The following is a 15921-nucleotide window of genomic DNA, read 5'->3' as shown; positions in this document are numbered from 1 at the left end:
GACGGAACGTTCCGCCCGCCTGTGCGAGCTTCGATCCATCCTTCCGGCCCATCTGCTGCCCCGTCCAAGCCGTTTCCACTCCGCAGACGATCCGTCATCCCACGGTGACATGGGACACACAAGATGTTGCGCACACCGCACCCGACTTCCCCACCTCCTGGCACCTTTGGCACTCTGAGTCTCGTAAACGGGGGATCGCCCGCCCCGGCGGGCGGACAGGAGGACGCACCAACCATGCAGACAACGGACGCCGCGGACCCGCGGCTCACCTGGAGCGCCAAGGGCGCGGACACGGCGGGGCCACCCGTTCTGCGGCACCGGCGGGACGGCATCCTGCCGGCCGTCGCCGCCGCGCTGTCCATCCGCGACGAGGTTCTGACCTGCACCGGAAGCAAGGCCGAGCAGGCGCCGGCGCTGCATCCGCTGATCCAGGACTTCCTCGACACACTGCCGGTCGCCCAGCGCGAGCGCTTCACCGGACGCTGTCCGGAACCCGTGCTGCTCTCCCGGTTCCTCTCGGCCGCGGACGCCTCGCGCAGCAAGCGCGCGGCCCGCAAGCCGCTCACGCAGAGTGAGGCGCGCAAGGCGTTGCGTGGCGCGCGGCTCACCGCCCGCCGGATACGTGAGGACGGCGATCCCGAGCACGGCTCGTACGCGCCGCCCTGCCGCTCCTGCGGGCCGCTGCTGGCGCACTTCGGCGTACGGCCGGTCGACCCGTCGGCGGAGGCGGCGTGAGCGACGCGAACGGCGCGCACCACGCCGCCGCCATGCCGAGCGTCCCGAGCACCCGCTTCCCGGCGGGGGTGGACGCCGCGCTGCGGTCCGCGGGCTGGCAGCCCGGCCGCTGGGACATCAAGCAGGCCGAGGTGTGGGCGGACGCGCTGCGCGCGCACACCTCCCCTGCGGGGCACCGCCACGCCGTCTCGCCCGCGGCGGTCGAGGCCTGGGCCGAGTTCGGCAACCTCGCGATACCCGCCACCACCGGCCCCGGCCGGCAGATCGCCCCGACCCCGGTCCTCGTCAACCCGCTGCGCGGCCTGCACCTGGCGCGGACCCTCGCCGACCTCGGCCGGGCGCTGGAGACCGAGGTCTCCCCGCTCGGCGAGGAGATGGGCTCCGGCTCGCTGCTCGCCATCGACGCCGACGGCCACGTCTACGCCATCGACCACACCGGCGACTGGTACCTGGGCGCCGACATCGACGGCGCTCTGACCACCCTGGTCGCGGGAGGCCGCCCGGAACGCCTCACGACAGCCTGACGAGCGGCCGCCGCGCCACCCGCGGGACCGGACCGCGAGCCCGCCACCCGCACGGGTTGCCCGCCCGGCACCCGACCGGGCCCGCGCGAGGGCCTGACGGCCGCGCGCCGCGGGAACGCGCCGCGACGCGGGGGCGGCCCGACCGCGCCCGCGCTCAGCCCGCGGCCGGCGGCCCGGCCGGGATCGCGGCGGTGGGGAGGGCGGGGATCATGGCGGAGACGCGGAAGCCGCCCGCTTCGGTGTGGCCGGCCACGAAGCCGCCGCCCAGCGCGGTGACGCGCTCCTTCATGCCGACCAGGCCGTGGCCGCCGCTGGGCAGCGCCGCGGCGGGCGAGCCGTCCGACGGGCCGTTCTGCACGCGGACGGCGACCTCGGCCTCGCGGTAGGCGAGCCGGACCTCCGTCACGGCCCCGGGGGCGTGCTTGTGCACGTTGGTGAGGGCTTCCTGCACCACGCGGTACGCGGTCCGCTCGACCTGGTTCTCGCACGAGCGCTCCTCGCCCTCGACGGTCAGCTCCACCCGCATCCCCGCCGCCCGCGACTCCTCCACGAGCGCCTCCAGCCGGGCGAGGCAGGCTCCGTCCCCCTGCGGCCCGTCCGCGGAGGAGTCGGCGGCCGGGACGGCGCCGTCCACCGCGCCGACGGACCGGCCCGCGACGCGTGCCACCCCCAGCTCCGTGAAGGCCAGCGTGTCCACCACCTGCGCCGTCCGCAGGACGCCCAGCATCTGGCGGAGCTCGTTCAGCGCCTGCCGCCCCATGTCCCCCAGCAGCTGCGCGCTGGCCGACGCCTTCTCCGGGTCCTTCAGGGCCACCGCCTGGAGCGCCGCCGCGTGCACCACCATCAGGCTGACCCGGTGCGCGACCACGTCGTGCATCTCGCGGGCGATCCGGGTCCGCTCGTCGGCCCGCGCCCGCTCCGCCCGCTCCGTCGCCTTCTCCGCGAGGAGCGTCAGCTCCCGCTCCAGGCCGTCCGCCCGCTCCCGCAGGCTCTCCACCAGCCGGCGCCGGGCCCGGACGTACAGGCCGAGCAGCACCGGCGGCGCGGTCAGCCCCAGGGCCATCAGGACCGACGTGATCACGATGACGACCATCGGGGTCTCGCTGTCCTGCCGCAGGCTCTCCCGCATCTGGATGAACGCGACGATCATCGTGCCGGCCCCGGTCATCACGGCCAGGGTCGCGGTGATGCGGCGCGGCACCTCGGAGGCGGCCAGCGTGTACAGGCCGACGATGCCGAGCAGGAACCCGAGCTGGGCGGGCGTGACCGCGATGGCCAGCAGCACGACCGCGACCGGCCAGCGGCGGCGCACCAGCAGCGACGCGCCGACCAGCAGCCCGAAGACCGCGCCGATCCCGGGCTCGATCCCGGTCTTCTCCGCGAAGGAGGCCCCTTCGAGGAAGCACTCCAGCGCCGACACAGCGGCCAGCGTCGCGTCGAGCACGAGGCTGCGCCGCCTCGGCCACCACCACGGGCCGGGCCGGGCCCGGCCCCCACCCCTGTCATCCGGTACGTGCGCCCCCGTCGTACTCATACGGACCAGCCTAGGCCGTGTCCCGCGCGGGCAGGGGTCGCGGTGTCCCGGGCCGTGCGGGACCCGGCCAGGGGACCCGGCGCGGGCCTTTAGGGGTGTCCGCCAGATGGGCGGGGGCCGTGGCCGGCGATGGCGCGACCTATCCTGTTCGGGTCGGACAGCGCGGTCCGCCCCACCTCGCCCTTCTCCGGCGGGGAGATCAGCCGTCGCCCATTCCACTGCACTAGGAGCCGCACCTGTGAGCAGCGCCGACAACGCAACGGACAGCCCAGCCCTACGCGCCGACATCCGCCGGCTGGGCGAACTCCTCGGCGGGACGCTCGTCCGCCAGGAGGGCCAGGAGCTACTCGACCTCGTCGAGAAGGTACGGGCCCTGACCCGCTCCGACGGCGAGGCCGCCGCAGCCCTCCTCGGCGAGACGGACCTGCAGACCGCCGCGAAGCTGGTGCGGGCCTTCTCCACGTACTTCAACCTCGCGAACGTCACCGAGCAGGTGCACCGCGGTCGCGAGCTGCGCGCCCGCCGCGCCTCCGAGGGCGGTCTGCTCAGCCAGACGGCGGACCTGATGAAGGACGCCGACGCGGACCACGTCCGGGAGACCGTCAAGCACCTCAACGTGCGCCCGGTCTTCACCGCGCACCCCACCGAGGCGGCCCGCCGCAGCGTGCTGAACAAGCTGCGGCGCATCGCCGAGCTGCTCGACGCGCACCAGGGCGACGGGAACGGCGACCGCCGCCGCGCCGACCTGCGGCTGGCCGAGAACATCGACCTGCTGTGGCAGACCGACGAGCTGCGCGTGGTGCGCCCGGAGCCCGCCGACGAGGCGCGCAACGCGATCTACTACCTCGACGAGCTGCACGCCGGGGCCGTCGGCGACGTCCTGGAGGACCTGTCGGCCGAGCTGGAGCGGGTCGGTGTGCCGCTGCCGCCCGAGACCCGCCCGCTGACCTTCGGCACCTGGATCGGCGGCGACCGCGACGGCAACCCGAACGTGACCCCCGAGGTCACCTGGGACGTCCTGATCCTGCAGCACGAGCACGGCATCACCGACGCCCTGGAGCTGGTGGACACGCTGCGCGGCGCGCTCTCGAACTCGATCCGCAACTGCGGCGCGACCACGGAGCTGCTCACCTCGCTCGACGCCGACCTGTCGGCGCTCCCCGAGATCAGCCCGCGCTACAAGCGGCTGAACGCCGAGGAGCCGTACCGCCTCAAGGCCACCTGCATCCGGCAGAAGCTCGTCAACACCCGCGAGCGGCTCGCCGCGGGCAGCGCGCACGTCCCCGGCCGCGACTACCTGGGCAGCGGCGAGCTGCTGGCGGACCTCGCGCTGATCCAGGCCTCGCTGCGCGCCAACCGCGGCGAGCTGATGGCGGACGGCCGGCTGGAGCGCACCATCCGCACCCTGGCCGCGTTCGGCCTGCAGCTCGCCACGATGGACGTGCGCGAGCACGCCGACGCGCACCACCACGCGCTGGGTCAGCTCTTCGACCGGCTCGGCGAGGAGTCCTGGCGGTACGCGGACATGCCGCGCGACTACCGGCGCAAGCTGCTCGCGAAGGAGCTGCGCTCCCGCCGCCCGCTGGCCGGCACCCCGGCCCCGCTGGACGCGGCCGGCGCGAAGACCCTCGGGGTCTTCCACACCATCCGCGAGGCGTTCGCGCGCTTCGGGCCCGAGGTCGTCGAGTCCTACATCATCTCGATGTGCCAGGGCGCGGACGACGTCTTCGCCGCGGCGGTGCTGGCCCGTGAGGCCGGCCTGATCGACCTGCACGGCGGGGTCGCCCAGATCGGCATCGTCCCGCTGCTGGAGACGACGGACGAGCTGAAGGAGGCGGACCGGATCCTCGACGAGATGCTCGCGGACCCGTCCTACCGCCGGCTGGTCTCGCTCCGCGGCGACGTGCAGGAGGTCATGCTCGGGTACTCCGACTCCTCCAAGTTCGGCGGCATCACCACCTCGCAGTGGGAGATCCACCGCGCCCAGCGCCGGCTGCGCGACGTCGCGCACCGCTACGGCGTGCGGCTGCGGCTCTTCCACGGCCGCGGCGGCACCGTCGGCCGCGGCGGCGGCCCCTCGCACACCGCGATCCTCGCGCAGCCGTGGGGGACGCTGGAGGGCGAGATCAAGGTGACCGAGCAGGGCGAGGTCATCTCCGACAAGTACCTGATCCCGTCGCTGGCCCGCGAGAACCTCGAACTGACCGTCGCGGCGACGCTGCAGGCGTCCGCCCTGCACACCTCGCCGCGCCAGTCCGACGAGGCGCTGGCCCGCTGGGACGCGGCGATGGACACCATCTCCGACGCGGCGCACAACGCGTACCGGAACCTCGTCGAGGACCCGGACCTGCCGTCGTACTTCTTCGCCTCGACCCCGGTGGACCAGCTCGCCGAGCTGCACCTGGGCTCCCGCCCCTCCCGCCGCCCGGACTCGGGCGCGGGCCTCGACGGGCTGCGGGCCATCCCATGGGTGTTCGGCTGGACGCAGTCCCGGCAGATCGTCCCGGGCTGGTTCGGGGTCGGCTCCGGCCTCAAGGCCGCGCGGGACGCCGGTCTCGGCTCCGTCATCGACGAGGCGCACGCGAACTGGCACTTCTTCCGCAACTTCCTGTCCAACGTCGAGATGACGCTGGCCAAGACCGACCTGCGGATCGCCCGGCACTACGTGGACTCCCTCGTGCCCGACGAGCTCAAGCACGTCTTCGACACCATCGAGGCGGAGCACGCGCTCACCGTGCAGGAGGTGCTGCGGGTCACCGGTGAGACGGAGCTGCTGGCCGGCGACCCGGCGCTGGCGCAGACGTTCCACATCCGCGACCAGTACCTCGACCCGATCTCGTACCTCCAGGTCGCCCTGCTCTCGCGGCAGCGCGAGGCGGCGGCCCGGGGCGAGGAGGCGGACCCGCTGCTCTCGCGGGCCCTGCTGCTGACGGTCAACGGTGTGGCGGCGGGCCTGCGCAACACCGGCTGACGGCCCCACCAGGACGTACGAGGGCCCCCGGACGCTGTGTCGTCCGGGGGCCCTCGCCGTTCGGTTCGTGCGGTTCAGCCCTGCGGTTCAGTTCTTGCGGTGCCCGATCAGCCGGGGCTTGGGCTCCAGGCCCGACAGCCCGTTCCACGACAGGTTCACCAGGTGCGCGGCGACCTCGGCCTTGTCCGGCCGCTGCGCGTCCAGCCACCACTGGCCGGTCAGGGCGACCATGCCGACGAGAGCCTGGGCGTACATGGGCGCGAGCTTGGCGTCGAAGCCGCGGTTCTTGAACTCCATGCCGAGGATGTCCTCGACCTGGGTGGCGATGTCGCTGATCAGGGACGCGAAGGTGCCGGTGGACTGGGCGACGGGCGAGTCCCGGACCAGGATCCGGAACCCGTCGGTGTACTGCTCGATGTAGTCGAGCAGCGCGAACGCCGCCTGTTCCAGGAGCTCGCGCGGATGGCCGCCGGTGAGGGCACTGGTGACCATGTCGAGCAGCCGGCGCATCTCCCGGTCCACGACGACGGCGTAGAGGCCTTCCTTGCCGCCGAAGTGCTCGTAGACGACCGGCTTGGAGACTCCCGCCTTGTGGGCGATCTCCTCGACCGAGGTGCCCTCGAAACCGCGTTCCGCGAAGAGCGTGCGACCGATGTCGAGCAGTTGCTCGCGCCGCTCCTTGCCGGTCATCCGTACCCGGCGGGCGCGCCGAGCGCTCGTACCCGCCGTTCCGTTCGGGCCCTCGCCGCTCGTACTGCTGCCGTCGCTCACGCGTCAATCATGCCGCTTCGCTGATGCTTTCCTTACGCCGGGCGGCGATCCGCTCCTTGCTGGGCCACCGGACGTCGCTCGCCCAGCCCAGCTGTTCGAACCAGCGGATGAGGCGGGCGCTGGAGTCGACCTGGCCGCGCAGCACGCCGTGCCGGGCCGAGGTGGGCTCGGCGTGGTGCAGGTTGTGCCAGGACTCCCCGCAGCTCAGGATGGCCAGCCACCACACGTTGCCAGACCGGTCGCGGGACTTGAACGGGCGGTCGCCGACGGCGTGGCAGATGGAGTTGATCGACCAGGTGACGTGGTGCAGCAGGCCCACCCGGATGAGCGATCCCCAGAAGAACGCGCTGAAGGCGCCCGTCCAGCTCATCGTGACCAGTCCGCCGACGAGCGGCGGGATCGCGAGCGAGATGAGGGTGAAGGCCAGGAACTGCCGGGAGATCATCCTGATCGCCGGGTCCTTCATCAGGTCCGGCGCGTACTTCTCCTGCGGGGTCCGCTCGGTGTCGAACATCCAGCCGATGTGGGCCCACCACAGGCCCTTCATGAGGGCCGGCACGGTCTCGCCGTAGCGCCACGGGGAGTGCGGGTCGCCGTCCGCGTCGGAGTACTTGTGGTGCTTGCGGTGGTCCGCGACCCAGCGCACGACCGGGCCCTCGACGGCCAGCGAGCCGGCGACGGCGAGCGCGATCCGCAGCGGGCGCTTGGCCTTGAAGGCACCGTGGGTGAAGTACCGGTGGAAGCCGATGGTGATGCCGTGGCAGCCGATGAAGTACATGCCGACCATCAGACCGAGGTCGAGCCAGCTCATCCCCCAGCCCCAGGCCAGTGGGATCGCGACGACGAGCGCCGCGAAGGGGACGCCGATGAAGGCGCCGAGGGTGATGCGCTCGGTCATGCCCTTGTTGTCGCCACCGAGGGTGGCGAGGGTTACGAATTGGCCGGGCCCGGGGTCTCGGGGCTCGGTGATCACGTCGGCCTGTGCGGTCATGAAGGTCCCTCACCGGGGGTGTATGGGGGGATTTACTACGGAACCGTAACCTACGGCGACGTAAGTATGGCAGCGTCGCGTCGTCAGGCAACAGGCCCGGAGGGCTGACGCCCCGTTACTAGGTCTACCCCGAACCTCGTCGCGTTCACGTGGTCGCTTGCGGCATAGTAGGGACGCGCAGGCGCGCCCAGGTGCGCCGGTCCGCCGTGGTGTAATTGGCAGCACCGGGGCTTTTGGTGCCCTTTGTCCGGGTTCGAGTCCTGGCGGCGGAGCTTGAACGAGCGGGTCCCGGCCTTCCTGGTCGGGACCCGCGCGTATTTCCCCCCGCATACCCCCCGGTATCCTGCGGATGTCCGTCACCCAAAGCCGAGGAGCCCCTTCCGTGAGCCCCAACCGCCCGGCTGCTGTCGTCGTCCTCGCCGCGGGTGAGGGCACCCGCATGAAGTCGGCCGTCCCCAAGGTCCTGCACGCCATCTGCGGGCGCACCCTGGTCGGCCACGTCGTGGCCGCGTCCCGCGCGCTCGACCCGGAGCACCTGGTCGTGGTCGTCGGCCACGCCCGCGAGCAGGTCGCCGCCCACCTCACCGAGATCGACCCCGAGGCGCGCACCGCCGTGCAGGACCAGCAGCTCGGCACCGGGCACGCGGTCCGGATGGCGCTGGAGGCGCTGTCGGCCCAGGGCGTCGTCCTCACCGGCACGGTCGTGATCACCTGCGGCGACACCCCGCTGCTGACCGCCGGGACGCTGCGCTCGCTGGTCGCGACGCACGAGGGCGACGGCAACGCCGTCACGGTGCTCTCCGCCGCGGTGCCGGACCCGGCCGGCTACGGCCGGATCGTGCGCGCCGCCGACGGCTCCGTGTCGGCGATCGTGGAGACCAAGGACGCCAACGAGGCCCAGCTGGCCATCGCCGAGATCAACTCCGGCGTCTTCGCCTTCGACGCGCAGTTGCTCGCCGACGCGCTCGGCAAGGTCACCACGGACAACGCGCAGGGCGAGGAGTACCTCACCGACACCCTCGCCATCCTGCGCGAGGCCGGGCACCGGGTCGGCGCCGCGGTCGCCGCGGACCACCGCGAGATCGCCGGGATCAACAACCGGGTGCAGCTCTCCCAGGCCCGCCGCACGCTCAACGACCGCCTGCTGGACGCGGCGATGCTGGCCGGCGCCACCGTCGTCGACCCCGCCTCGACCTGGGTCGACGTGAACGTCCGGTTCGCGCCCGACTCCCTGGTGCTGCCCAACACCCAGCTGTACGGGGCCACCAGCGTGGCCGAGGGCGCCGAGGTCGGCCCGAACTGCACGCTGACCGACACCACCGTCGGCGCGGGCGCCCAGGTGAGCAACACGGTCGCGCTGAGCGCCGAGATCGGCGAGGGCGCCACCGTCGGACCGTTCGCCTACCTGCGCCCCGGCACCCGGCTCGGCGCGAAGGCCAAGGCCGGCACGTACGTCGAGATGAAGAACGCGACGATCGGCGAGGGCACCAAGGTGCCGCACCTGTCGTACGTGGGCGACGCGACGATCGGCGAGTACACGAACATCGGCGCCGCGAGCGTCTTCGTGAACTACGACGGCGAGGTCAAGCACCACACCACGATCGGCAGCTACTGCAAGACCGGCTCCGACAACATGTTCGTGGCACCGGTCACAGTCGGGGACGGCGCCTACACCGCCGCCGGCTCCGTGATCACCAAGGACGTACCGGCCGGTTCGCTGGCCGTGGCGCGCGGCCAGCAAAGGAACATCGAGGGCTGGGTCGCCCGCAAGCGCCCCGGGAGCGCCGCCGCGGAGGCCGCCGAGCGAGCCGCCCAGGGTGAGTAACGGCACTCCCGCCAGGTCACGACGCGGCCCGGCGGGGCGTACCGTAGAGGTGCACGGAATGCCGCAGGCCGACGTCCACGGGACGAAGCTGCGAACCGAGTCTTAACTGAGTCTTACCGGGGTCGCCTCCGAACCCCCGTGGACCCGTAGAACCAAGGAGACGGTGTGACCGGGCTCAAGACGACCGGTGAGAAGAAGCTGATGCTCTTCTCCGGACGCGCTCATCCGGAACTCGCGGAGGAGGTGGCCCACCAGCTCGGTGTCGACCTCGTCCCGACCAAGGCGTTCGACTTCGCGAACGGTGAGATCTACGTCCGTTTCGAGGAGTCCGCGCGCGGCAGCGACGCGTTCGTGATCCAGAGCCACACCGCTCCGATCAACAAGTGGATCATGGAACAGCTGATCATGATCGACGCGCTGAAGCGGGCCTCCGCCAAGCGCATCACCGTGATCCTGCCGTTCTACGGCTACGCCCGCCAGGACAAGAAGCACCGCGGCCGCGAGCCGATCTCGGCGCGGCTGATGGCCGACCTGTTCAAGACCGCGGGTGCCGACCGGCTGCTCGCCGTGGACCTGCACGCCTCGCAGATCCAGGGCTTCTTCGACGGCCCGGTGGACCATCTGATCTCGCTGCCGATCCTGGCCGACTACGTCGGTGCCAAGGTCGACCGCACCAAGCTCACCATCGTCTCCCCGGACGCCGGCCGCGTCCGCGTGGCCGACAACTGGTGCGACCGCCTCGGCGCCCCGCTGGCGATCGTCCACAAGCGCCGCGACCCGGACGTCGCGAACCAGGTGACGGTGCACGAGGTCGTCGGTGACGTCAGGGGCCGCATCTGCGTCCTCGTCGACGACATGATCGACACCGGTGGCACCATCTGCGCCGCCGCGGACGCCCTGTTCGCCAACGGCGCCGAGGACGTCATCGTGGCGTCGACGCACGGTGTGCTCTCCGGCCCGGCCGCCGACCGCCTGAAGAACTCGCAGGTGAGCGAGTTCATCTTCACCAACTCGCTGCCAACCCCGGGCGAGCTGGAGCTGGACAAGATCACGGTCCTCTCGATCGCGCCGACGCTCGCGTCCGCGATCCGCGAGGTCTTCGAGGACGGCTCGGTCACCAGCCTCTTCGACGGCGCCTCGCACTGAACACCTGATCACCGGTCGGTTCCCGCTCCGATCCCGAGGACGGGTTGATCGATTTCGTCAAGGCCTCCCCGCCGGGTAGACTCCTGGAGTTTGCTCGGCGAGGGAGGCTTTTTCGTCTCCGTTATCGGCGCGCTCCTCGTAAGTGGATCGGCCCCCGTCGTGGGCCGGGCGACATGTGTCCAAGCCAGTCGTCTCTTTACGAGGAGTGATTCTCATGTCCGAGGTCAAGCTCAGCGCCGAGGTCCGTACCGAATTCGGCAAGGGTGCCGCCCGCCGTGCGCGCCGCGCCAACCTGGTCCCCGGTGTCGTCTACGGCCACGGTGCCACCCCGGTGCACGTGAACCTCCCGGGTCACGCGCTGCTGCTCGCGCTCCGCACCAAGAACGTCCTGATCAGCCTCGAGGTCGAGGGCAAGACCACCTTCGTGCTCCCCAAGGCCGTCCAGCGCGACGCCATCAAGGGCTTCCTCAAGCACGTCGACCTGCTCACCGTGAAGCGCGGCGAGAAGGTCAGCGTCGAGGTGGCCGTGCACACCGAGGGCGAGCTGGCCCCGGGCGGCGGCCTGCTGGAGCACGTCCTCAACGCCCTTCCGGTCGAGGCCGAGGCCACCCACATCCCGACCTCGGTCTCCGTCTCCATCGAGGGCCTGGAGGCAGGCGCCTCCATCCTCGCCAAGGACATCACGCTGCCCGAGGGCACCGTGCTGACGATCGACGGCGACACCGTCGTCATCCAGATCGTGGCCCCGCAGGCCGAGGAGCCGGCGGACGAGTCCGCCGAGACCGCCGAGAGCACCGAGGCCTGATCCTCCCGCCTCCGCTGTCCCGAACCGCCGCCCCGCTCCCCTCGGAGCGGGGCGGCGGTTCGGGTTGCGACGTCAGTGGACTTGAATGGACGGCATGAGCATGAGCAGTTCGCCCGCCCCCGAGGGGCCCTGGCTGGTGGCCGGACTCGGCAACCCCGGCCCCGAGTACGCCGGCAACCGGCACAACATCGGCTTCATGGTCGCTGACCTGCTCGCGGAGCGGATCCGCGGCCGGTTCAAGACGCACAAGAGCCGGGCCCAGGTGGTCGAGGGCCGGATCGCCGGGCAGCGGGTGGTGCTGGCCAAGCCGATGACGTTCATGAACCTCTCCGGCGGGCCCGTCACCGGGCTGCGCGACTTCTACAAGGTGCCCACCGGGCAGATCATCGCCGTCCACGACGAGCTGGACATCGACTACCCGACGCTGCGGCTGAAACTGGGCGGCGGCGACAACGGCCACAACGGCCTGAAGTCGATCACCAAGTCGCTGGGCCCGGACTATCTGCGGGTGCGCTGCGGCATCGGCCGGCCGCCCGGCCGGATGGACGTGGCGGCCTTCGTGCTCAAGGACTTCTCCTCGGCCGAGCGCAAGGAACTGGACTGGTTCGTCGACCGCTCCGCCGACGCCGTCGAGTCGCTGATCTCCGACGGCCTGGAGCGGGCACAGAGCACGTACAACAGCTGACGGCCCGCCGGCGGCGCCCGCCTCCTGCCACGGCGGTTGACTCCATGGCATGTCATGGCCAAAGATCGCCCGCATGGTCAAACGGAGCCGGGCCCGCCGGGCGGCGGAGAGTACCTGGGGCGTGCTGCTCGTCGGCAAGGCCGTGATCCTGTGGACGGTGGTCGCCCTGCTGCTCGCCTCGGGCGTGTGGGTGTCCTGGGGCACCGCCCAGCACGTGATGCTCAGCAAGGGCCGCGAGCGCGGCACCATGACGGTCGCCGCCTGCGGCGACAAGACCTGCACCGGCCCCTTCGCCCCCGCCGGGGCCGCCACGGCGCGGCCGAAGGTCACCATCACCCGGTCGGTCACCCACCGCACCGGCGAGCGGCTCAGGGTCGCCGTGAAGCCCGGCACCGACGACGTGGTGCGCATCGGCTGGCCCGGAGTGCTCTACGCCTGGGTCCCGCTCGGCGGCGCCCTCCTGCTGGCCGCCCTGGTACTCGCGGGCGGCCTGCGGATGCCGCGCAGCGCCTGGGCAGCCGGCCTGTCGGGCGCGGCCCTGATGGCCACGGCCTTCGTCCTGCTGTAGTCCGCGTCGCCCCGGACCTGCACCCGGCTACCGCCGGGCGGCCCGCGACTAGAACTCGTCGACAGCGCCCAGGTCGATGTCGATGTCGTACGGGACGCCGGTCTTGAGCAGGTCGCGGTGGATTCCGGTGAGGGCGTACGCCTTGGTGACCTTGTCGAGTTCGTACACGTGGACCACCGGGTGGGCGTCCTGCCCCGCCATCTCGACCAGCCAGAAGTTCTCGATGCCCGCCGCGGCGTACTTCCGCGGCTTGGTCTCGCGGTCGCGTGCCTCGGAGTCCGGGGAGACGACCTCGACGGCGAGCAGGACGTCCGCCGCGTCGAAGCGGGTCTGGAGGCGGCTGGTCACCGCCTCGGCCCGTACGACCGAGACATCGGGCTCAGGACCGTCGCGCCGGCTCAGGATGACGGTCATCTCCCGGACCGCCTTCAGATGCTTCGGAACGGTCCGGCGCAAGCCGCTCATCAGCAGATCGATCACCACACTGTGGAAGTACCGCTGCGGACTCACGAATACCAGGCTCCCGTCGATCAGCTCCGTGTGCGGCGGGAGGTCGGGCAGCGTCAGCAGGTCGTCCACGGTGTAGCCGTCCTGCGGCGGCACCGGCCAGCGGTGCACGGACTCGGCGGTCATGGTTCCTCCCATGGACGGGATTCTGCAGTCTGCCTTCACCGTAGCGGGCGGTACCGTCCGTCACATCACCCGCAAGCGTGGGACCGGTCCCCGCGCTGCCGGATCCTGCGGCCTTCAGGAATCATCCGGCTCCAGGAACTCCAGGCGGTTGCCGACCGGGTCGTCGCAGTAGAAGCGGCGGTGTCCCGGCAGGTTGTCGTCCCACACGACGGGCGCGCCGCGCTCCTCCAGCCGCCGGGCGTACGCGGTGATGCCGTCCACCCTGATGCCCGGGTGCGCCTTCCTGGCGGGCCGGAAGTCCTCCTCGATCCCGAGGTGGAGCTGCGCCGCGCCGGAGGCGAACCAGCAGCCGCCGCGGGCGGCGAGCGCGGGCGGCTTGGGGAGTTCGGTCATGCCGAGGACGTCCCCGTAGAAGGCGCGCAGCGCGTCCTCGCTGCCGGGCGGCGCCGCGAGCTGGACGTGGTCGAGGGCGCTGATCACGCGGCGGCCCCGTCCTTGCGGGCGACGACGAAGATCCGCCGGAACGGGAAGACCGTGCCGTGCGGACCGGCCGGGTAGGCCGTGCGCAGCAGTTCGGCGTACTCGGCGAGGAACGCCTCGCGGGCGGCGCGGTCGTCCCCGAGCACGGTCAGCACCGGGCGCAGCGCGGTGCCCTTGGTCCATTCGAGCACCGGGTCCGGCCCCTGAAGGTGGTGCAGGTACGTCGTCTCCCACACGTCGGTCTCGCAGCCGAGGCAGCTGAGCTGCTGGAAGTACTCCTCCGGCTCGTGGATCAGGACGCGGCGGTCGGCCGCGCCGCCCAGCCGGGTCCGCCACTTCGGGGACGCGCAGAGTTCGGCGAGCAGGACGTGGCTGGGGGCCGTGTGGTTGCCGGGGACCTGGAAGGCGAAGGTGCCGCCGGGGGCCAGGTGGGCCAGCCACTCCGGGAATCGCTGCGCGTGGCCCTCGACCCATTGCAGGGCGGCGTTGGCGACGATCAGGTCGTAGGTCTCGTCCGGCGCCCAGTGCGCGGCGTCGGCGGCCCGGAAGTCCAGGTGCCCGCCGCCGGGGGTCGGGCCCGCGTAGGCGCGGGCCGCCTCCAGCATCTGCGGCGAGTTGTCGAAGCCGGTGACGCGGGCGGCCGGCCAGCGGTGGGTGAGCAGCGTGGTGACGTTGCCGGGACCGCAGCCGATGTCCGCGATGCGCGGCCCCTCCCCGGGGAGGACGGGCACCCGGGCGAGCAGCTCGTGGAAGGGGCGGGTGCGGTGGTCGGTGTGGTGCAGGTACTGCTGGGGGTCCCAGGCGGGTGCTGCTGCCGGCACGTTTCTGTCTCCCTGGTGGTTCTGGCGGGTCTGCTGACGTCCTCTACGGTGCCTCACGATTTATCTTGACGTCAAGAGACTTCATATCGACAGAACCACTACACTGATCGTCATGGAGGACGAGGTCGACCGTTTGGTCGCTGCATGGCGCCGAGAGCGCCCCGACCTCGACGTGGAACCGCTCGAGGTGCTCAGCCGCGTCAGCAGGCTCGCCCGGCACCTGGACCGGGCCCGGCGGCTGGCCTTCTCCGAGCACAGCCTGGAGCCGTGGGAGTTCGACGTGCTCACCTCGCTGCGCCGCACCGGCGACCCGTACCAGCTCTCCCCCGGGCAACTGCTCACGCAGACCCTCGTCACCTCCGGCACGATGACCAACCGCATCGACCGGCTCGCCAAGAAGGGCCTGGTGGAACGGCTCCCGGACCCCTCGGACCGGCGCGGGGTGCTCGTGCGGCTGACGCCCGAGGGGCGGGAGCGCGCCGACCAGGCGCTGGCCGGGCTGCTCGCCCAGGAGCGGTCCATCCTCGGCGAGCTGACGGACCGCCAGCGCAGCGACCTGGCGGCGCTGCTACGACAGCTGACCGCTCCGTTCGACAACATCCCCGGCTGACGGGACCAGTTCGACCGGTCCGACACCGGCCCGGCGCGCGAGCGCGACCGCCGCCAGCGTCGAGTGCACGCCCAGCTTCCCCAGCACGTTCTGCATGTGCGTGCGGACGGTGTGCGGGGACAGGAAGAGCCGTTCGGCGACCGCCTTGCGGCCGAGCCCGGCCACCATGCAGCGCAGCACCTCCTGCTCGCGCGGCGTCAGCGACTCCACCAGCCGTTCGCTCTCGGTGCGGTGCCGGCGGGCGGCCGTCAGCTCCCGCAGCACGCCGGTGAGCAGCGCGGGCGGCAGGTGCGTCTCGTCCCGCAGCACCCCGCGCATCACGGCCAGCAGCCGGGAGAGCGAGCAGTCCTTGGCGACCCAGCCGGAGGCCCCGGCCTGCAGCGCCCGCGCCGCGCGCCGCGCGTCGTCCCGCTCGGCCAGCACCACCGTGCGCGTCGACGGGTACTCGGTCCGGACCCGCTCCACCAGTCCGATGCCGTCGACCAGCTGCTCCGGGACCGCCGCCACGGCGGGGCCCGGATGGTCCGCGTGCCGCACCTCCGGCACCAGCCGCGGTACCGCGGTCAGCGTGCCGGCGCCCACCGGGGCGCCCGGCGCACGGAACACCGCGCCGAGGTCGGCGTCGACCAGCAGCACGTCGTACCTGCGGTTGTCGGCCACCGCGCGCTCCAGACAGCGCTGGGCGGCGGGGCCGCTGCCGGCCGCCGACACGTCGACGTCCGGCTCCGCCGCCAGTGCGGCGGCCAGCGATTCAGCGAAGATCCGGTGATCGTCCACGACGAGGACACGAATACGTCCCACGGGCCCCACTCCCGACATGTT

At 72.1% G+C, this 15921-nt stretch carries 16 protein-coding genes and 1 tRNA gene; 10 read left to right on the top strand and 7 right to left on the bottom strand.

Translation table 11 applies throughout. The annotated features are described in order from the left end of the window. Positions 1-234: 234 nt before the first annotated feature. The gene (locus tag ABZ721_RS01785; protein WP_358786537.1) at positions 235-735 is read left to right on the top strand and encodes a YwqJ-related putative deaminase; all 501 of its coding nucleotides are present in this window, start codon (positions 235-237) and stop codon (positions 733-735) included. A gap of 32 nt (positions 736-767) precedes the next feature. Then, on the top strand, positions 768-1259 hold the full coding sequence (locus ABZ721_RS01780) for an SUKH-3 domain-containing protein (protein WP_358786645.1): 492 nt from the start codon (positions 768-770) through the stop codon (positions 1257-1259). Between the two features lie 154 nt (positions 1260-1413). Here ABZ721_RS01780 and ABZ721_RS01775 read toward each other — a convergent pair whose 3' ends face one another. After that, entirely contained in the window at positions 1414-2793 is a 1380-nt protein-coding gene (locus ABZ721_RS01775; RefSeq protein ID WP_358786536.1) for a histidine kinase, read from the bottom strand. Between the two features lie 238 nt (positions 2794-3031). Between ABZ721_RS01775 and ppc the strand changes: the two genes are divergently transcribed. Further along, the gene (gene ppc / locus ABZ721_RS01770) at positions 3032-5764 is read left to right on the top strand and encodes a phosphoenolpyruvate carboxylase (protein ID WP_358786535.1); all 2733 of its coding nucleotides are present in this window, start codon (positions 3032-3034) and stop codon (positions 5762-5764) included. 87 nt (positions 5765-5851) lie between these two features. Here ppc and ABZ721_RS01765 read toward each other — a convergent pair whose 3' ends face one another. Continuing rightward, positions 5852-6454: a TetR/AcrR family transcriptional regulator gene (locus ABZ721_RS01765; protein ID WP_358786644.1), complete on the bottom strand. Its 603-nt coding sequence runs from the start codon at positions 6452-6454 to the stop codon at positions 5852-5854. A gap of 88 nt (positions 6455-6542) precedes the next feature. Beyond that, positions 6543-7526 carry a fatty acid desaturase gene (locus tag ABZ721_RS01760; protein WP_358786534.1) on the bottom strand — a complete coding sequence of 328 codons (984 nt, stop codon included), beginning with the start codon at positions 7524-7526 and terminating at the stop codon, positions 6543-6545. Positions 7527-7726: 200 nt separating this feature from the next. On the opposite strand from ABZ721_RS01760, the gene ABZ721_RS01755 reads away from it, so the two are divergent. The 6 genes from ABZ721_RS01755 to ABZ721_RS01730 all read left to right on the top strand — a co-directional run bounded on the left by ABZ721_RS01755 (position 7727) and on the right by ABZ721_RS01730 (position 12555). Beyond that, positions 7727-7798, top strand: a tRNA-Gln gene (locus ABZ721_RS01755). 110 nt (positions 7799-7908) lie between these two features. Next, complete coding sequence (gene glmU, locus ABZ721_RS01750; protein ID WP_358786533.1) at positions 7909-9351, top strand: bifunctional UDP-N-acetylglucosamine diphosphorylase/glucosamine-1-phosphate N-acetyltransferase GlmU; 1443 nt, start codon at positions 7909-7911, stop codon at positions 9349-9351. Between the two features lie 165 nt (positions 9352-9516). Continuing rightward, positions 9517-10497, top strand: coding sequence for a ribose-phosphate diphosphokinase (locus tag ABZ721_RS01745; protein WP_277438543.1), 981 nt, complete (start codon positions 9517-9519; stop codon positions 10495-10497). Positions 10498-10711: 214 nt separating this feature from the next. Beyond that, the gene (locus ABZ721_RS01740; protein WP_358786532.1) at positions 10712-11302 is read left to right on the top strand and encodes a 50S ribosomal protein L25/general stress protein Ctc; all 591 of its coding nucleotides are present in this window, start codon (positions 10712-10714) and stop codon (positions 11300-11302) included. Between the two features lie 85 nt (positions 11303-11387). Beyond that, on the top strand, positions 11388-11987 hold the full coding sequence (gene pth, locus ABZ721_RS01735) for an aminoacyl-tRNA hydrolase (protein WP_358786531.1): 600 nt from the start codon (positions 11388-11390) through the stop codon (positions 11985-11987). A gap of 49 nt (positions 11988-12036) precedes the next feature. Beyond that, positions 12037-12555, top strand: a complete 519-nt coding sequence (locus ABZ721_RS01730) for a hypothetical protein (protein WP_358786530.1) — start codon at positions 12037-12039, stop codon at positions 12553-12555. Positions 12556-12603: 48 nt separating this feature from the next. On the opposite strand, the gene ABZ721_RS01725 is transcribed toward ABZ721_RS01730, so the two are convergent. The 3 genes from ABZ721_RS01725 to ABZ721_RS01715 form a co-directional block, all read right to left on the bottom strand. Then, on the bottom strand, positions 12604-13188 hold the full coding sequence (locus tag ABZ721_RS01725) for a Uma2 family endonuclease (protein ID WP_358786643.1): 585 nt from the start codon (positions 13186-13188) through the stop codon (positions 12604-12606). A 114-nt stretch (positions 13189-13302) separates the two neighbouring features. Continuing rightward, positions 13303-13668, bottom strand: coding sequence for a VOC family protein (locus ABZ721_RS01720; RefSeq protein ID WP_358786529.1), 366 nt, complete (start codon positions 13666-13668; stop codon positions 13303-13305). Beyond that, positions 13665-14489, bottom strand: coding sequence for a trans-aconitate 2-methyltransferase (locus ABZ721_RS01715; protein ID WP_358786528.1), 825 nt, complete (start codon positions 14487-14489; stop codon positions 13665-13667). The genes ABZ721_RS01720 and ABZ721_RS01715 overlap by 4 nt, the downstream gene beginning before the upstream one ends. Positions 14490-14601: 112 nt before the next feature. Between ABZ721_RS01715 and ABZ721_RS01710 the strand changes: the two genes are divergently transcribed. After that, entirely contained in the window at positions 14602-15099 is a 498-nt protein-coding gene (locus ABZ721_RS01710; protein ID WP_358786527.1) for a MarR family transcriptional regulator, read from the top strand. Here ABZ721_RS01710 and ABZ721_RS01705 read toward each other — a convergent pair. After that, positions 15058-15900, bottom strand: coding sequence for a response regulator transcription factor (locus ABZ721_RS01705; RefSeq protein WP_358786526.1), 843 nt, complete (start codon positions 15898-15900; stop codon positions 15058-15060). The genes ABZ721_RS01710 and ABZ721_RS01705 overlap by 42 nt on opposite strands. Positions 15901-15921 lie beyond the last annotated feature (21 nt).

This window comes from Streptomyces sp. NPDC006733 (genome assembly GCF_040636125.1).
In the GTDB taxonomy this organism is placed as follows: domain Bacteria; phylum Actinomycetota; class Actinomycetes; order Streptomycetales; family Streptomycetaceae; genus Actinacidiphila.
This window is presented reverse-complemented; position numbering and strand designations above follow the sequence as displayed.

What these genes read in the sequence shown, in the direction of transcription:
- ABZ721_RS01725 (WP_358786643.1), bottom strand. Translation starts at nt 13,188, where the DNA reads ATGACCGCCGAGTCCGTGCACCGCTGGCCGGTGCCGCCGCAGGACGGC.
- ABZ721_RS01730 (WP_358786530.1), top strand. Translation starts at nt 12,037, where the DNA reads ATGTCATGGCCAAAGATCGCCCGCATGGTCAAACGGAGCCGGGCCCGC.
- ABZ721_RS01740 (WP_358786532.1), top strand. Translation starts at nt 10,712, where the DNA reads ATGTCCGAGGTCAAGCTCAGCGCCGAGGTCCGTACCGAATTCGGCAAG.
- ABZ721_RS01760 (WP_358786534.1), bottom strand. Translation starts at nt 7,526, where the DNA reads ATGACCGCACAGGCCGACGTGATCACCGAGCCCCGAGACCCCGGGCCC.
- ABZ721_RS01780 (WP_358786645.1), top strand. Translation starts at nt 768, where the DNA reads ATGCCGAGCGTCCCGAGCACCCGCTTCCCGGCGGGGGTGGACGCCGCG.
- pth (WP_358786531.1), top strand. Translation starts at nt 11,388, where the DNA reads ATGGACGGCATGAGCATGAGCAGTTCGCCCGCCCCCGAGGGGCCCTGG.
- ABZ721_RS01765 (WP_358786644.1), bottom strand. Translation starts at nt 6,454, where the DNA reads ATGACCGGCAAGGAGCGGCGCGAGCAACTGCTCGACATCGGTCGCACG.
- ABZ721_RS01785 (WP_358786537.1), top strand. Translation starts at nt 235, where the DNA reads ATGCAGACAACGGACGCCGCGGACCCGCGGCTCACCTGGAGCGCCAAG.
- ABZ721_RS01775 (WP_358786536.1), bottom strand. Translation starts at nt 2,793, where the DNA reads ATGAGTACGACGGGGGCGCACGTACCGGATGACAGGGGTGGGGGCCGG.
- ABZ721_RS01710 (WP_358786527.1), top strand. Translation starts at nt 14,602, where the DNA reads ATGGAGGACGAGGTCGACCGTTTGGTCGCTGCATGGCGCCGAGAGCGC.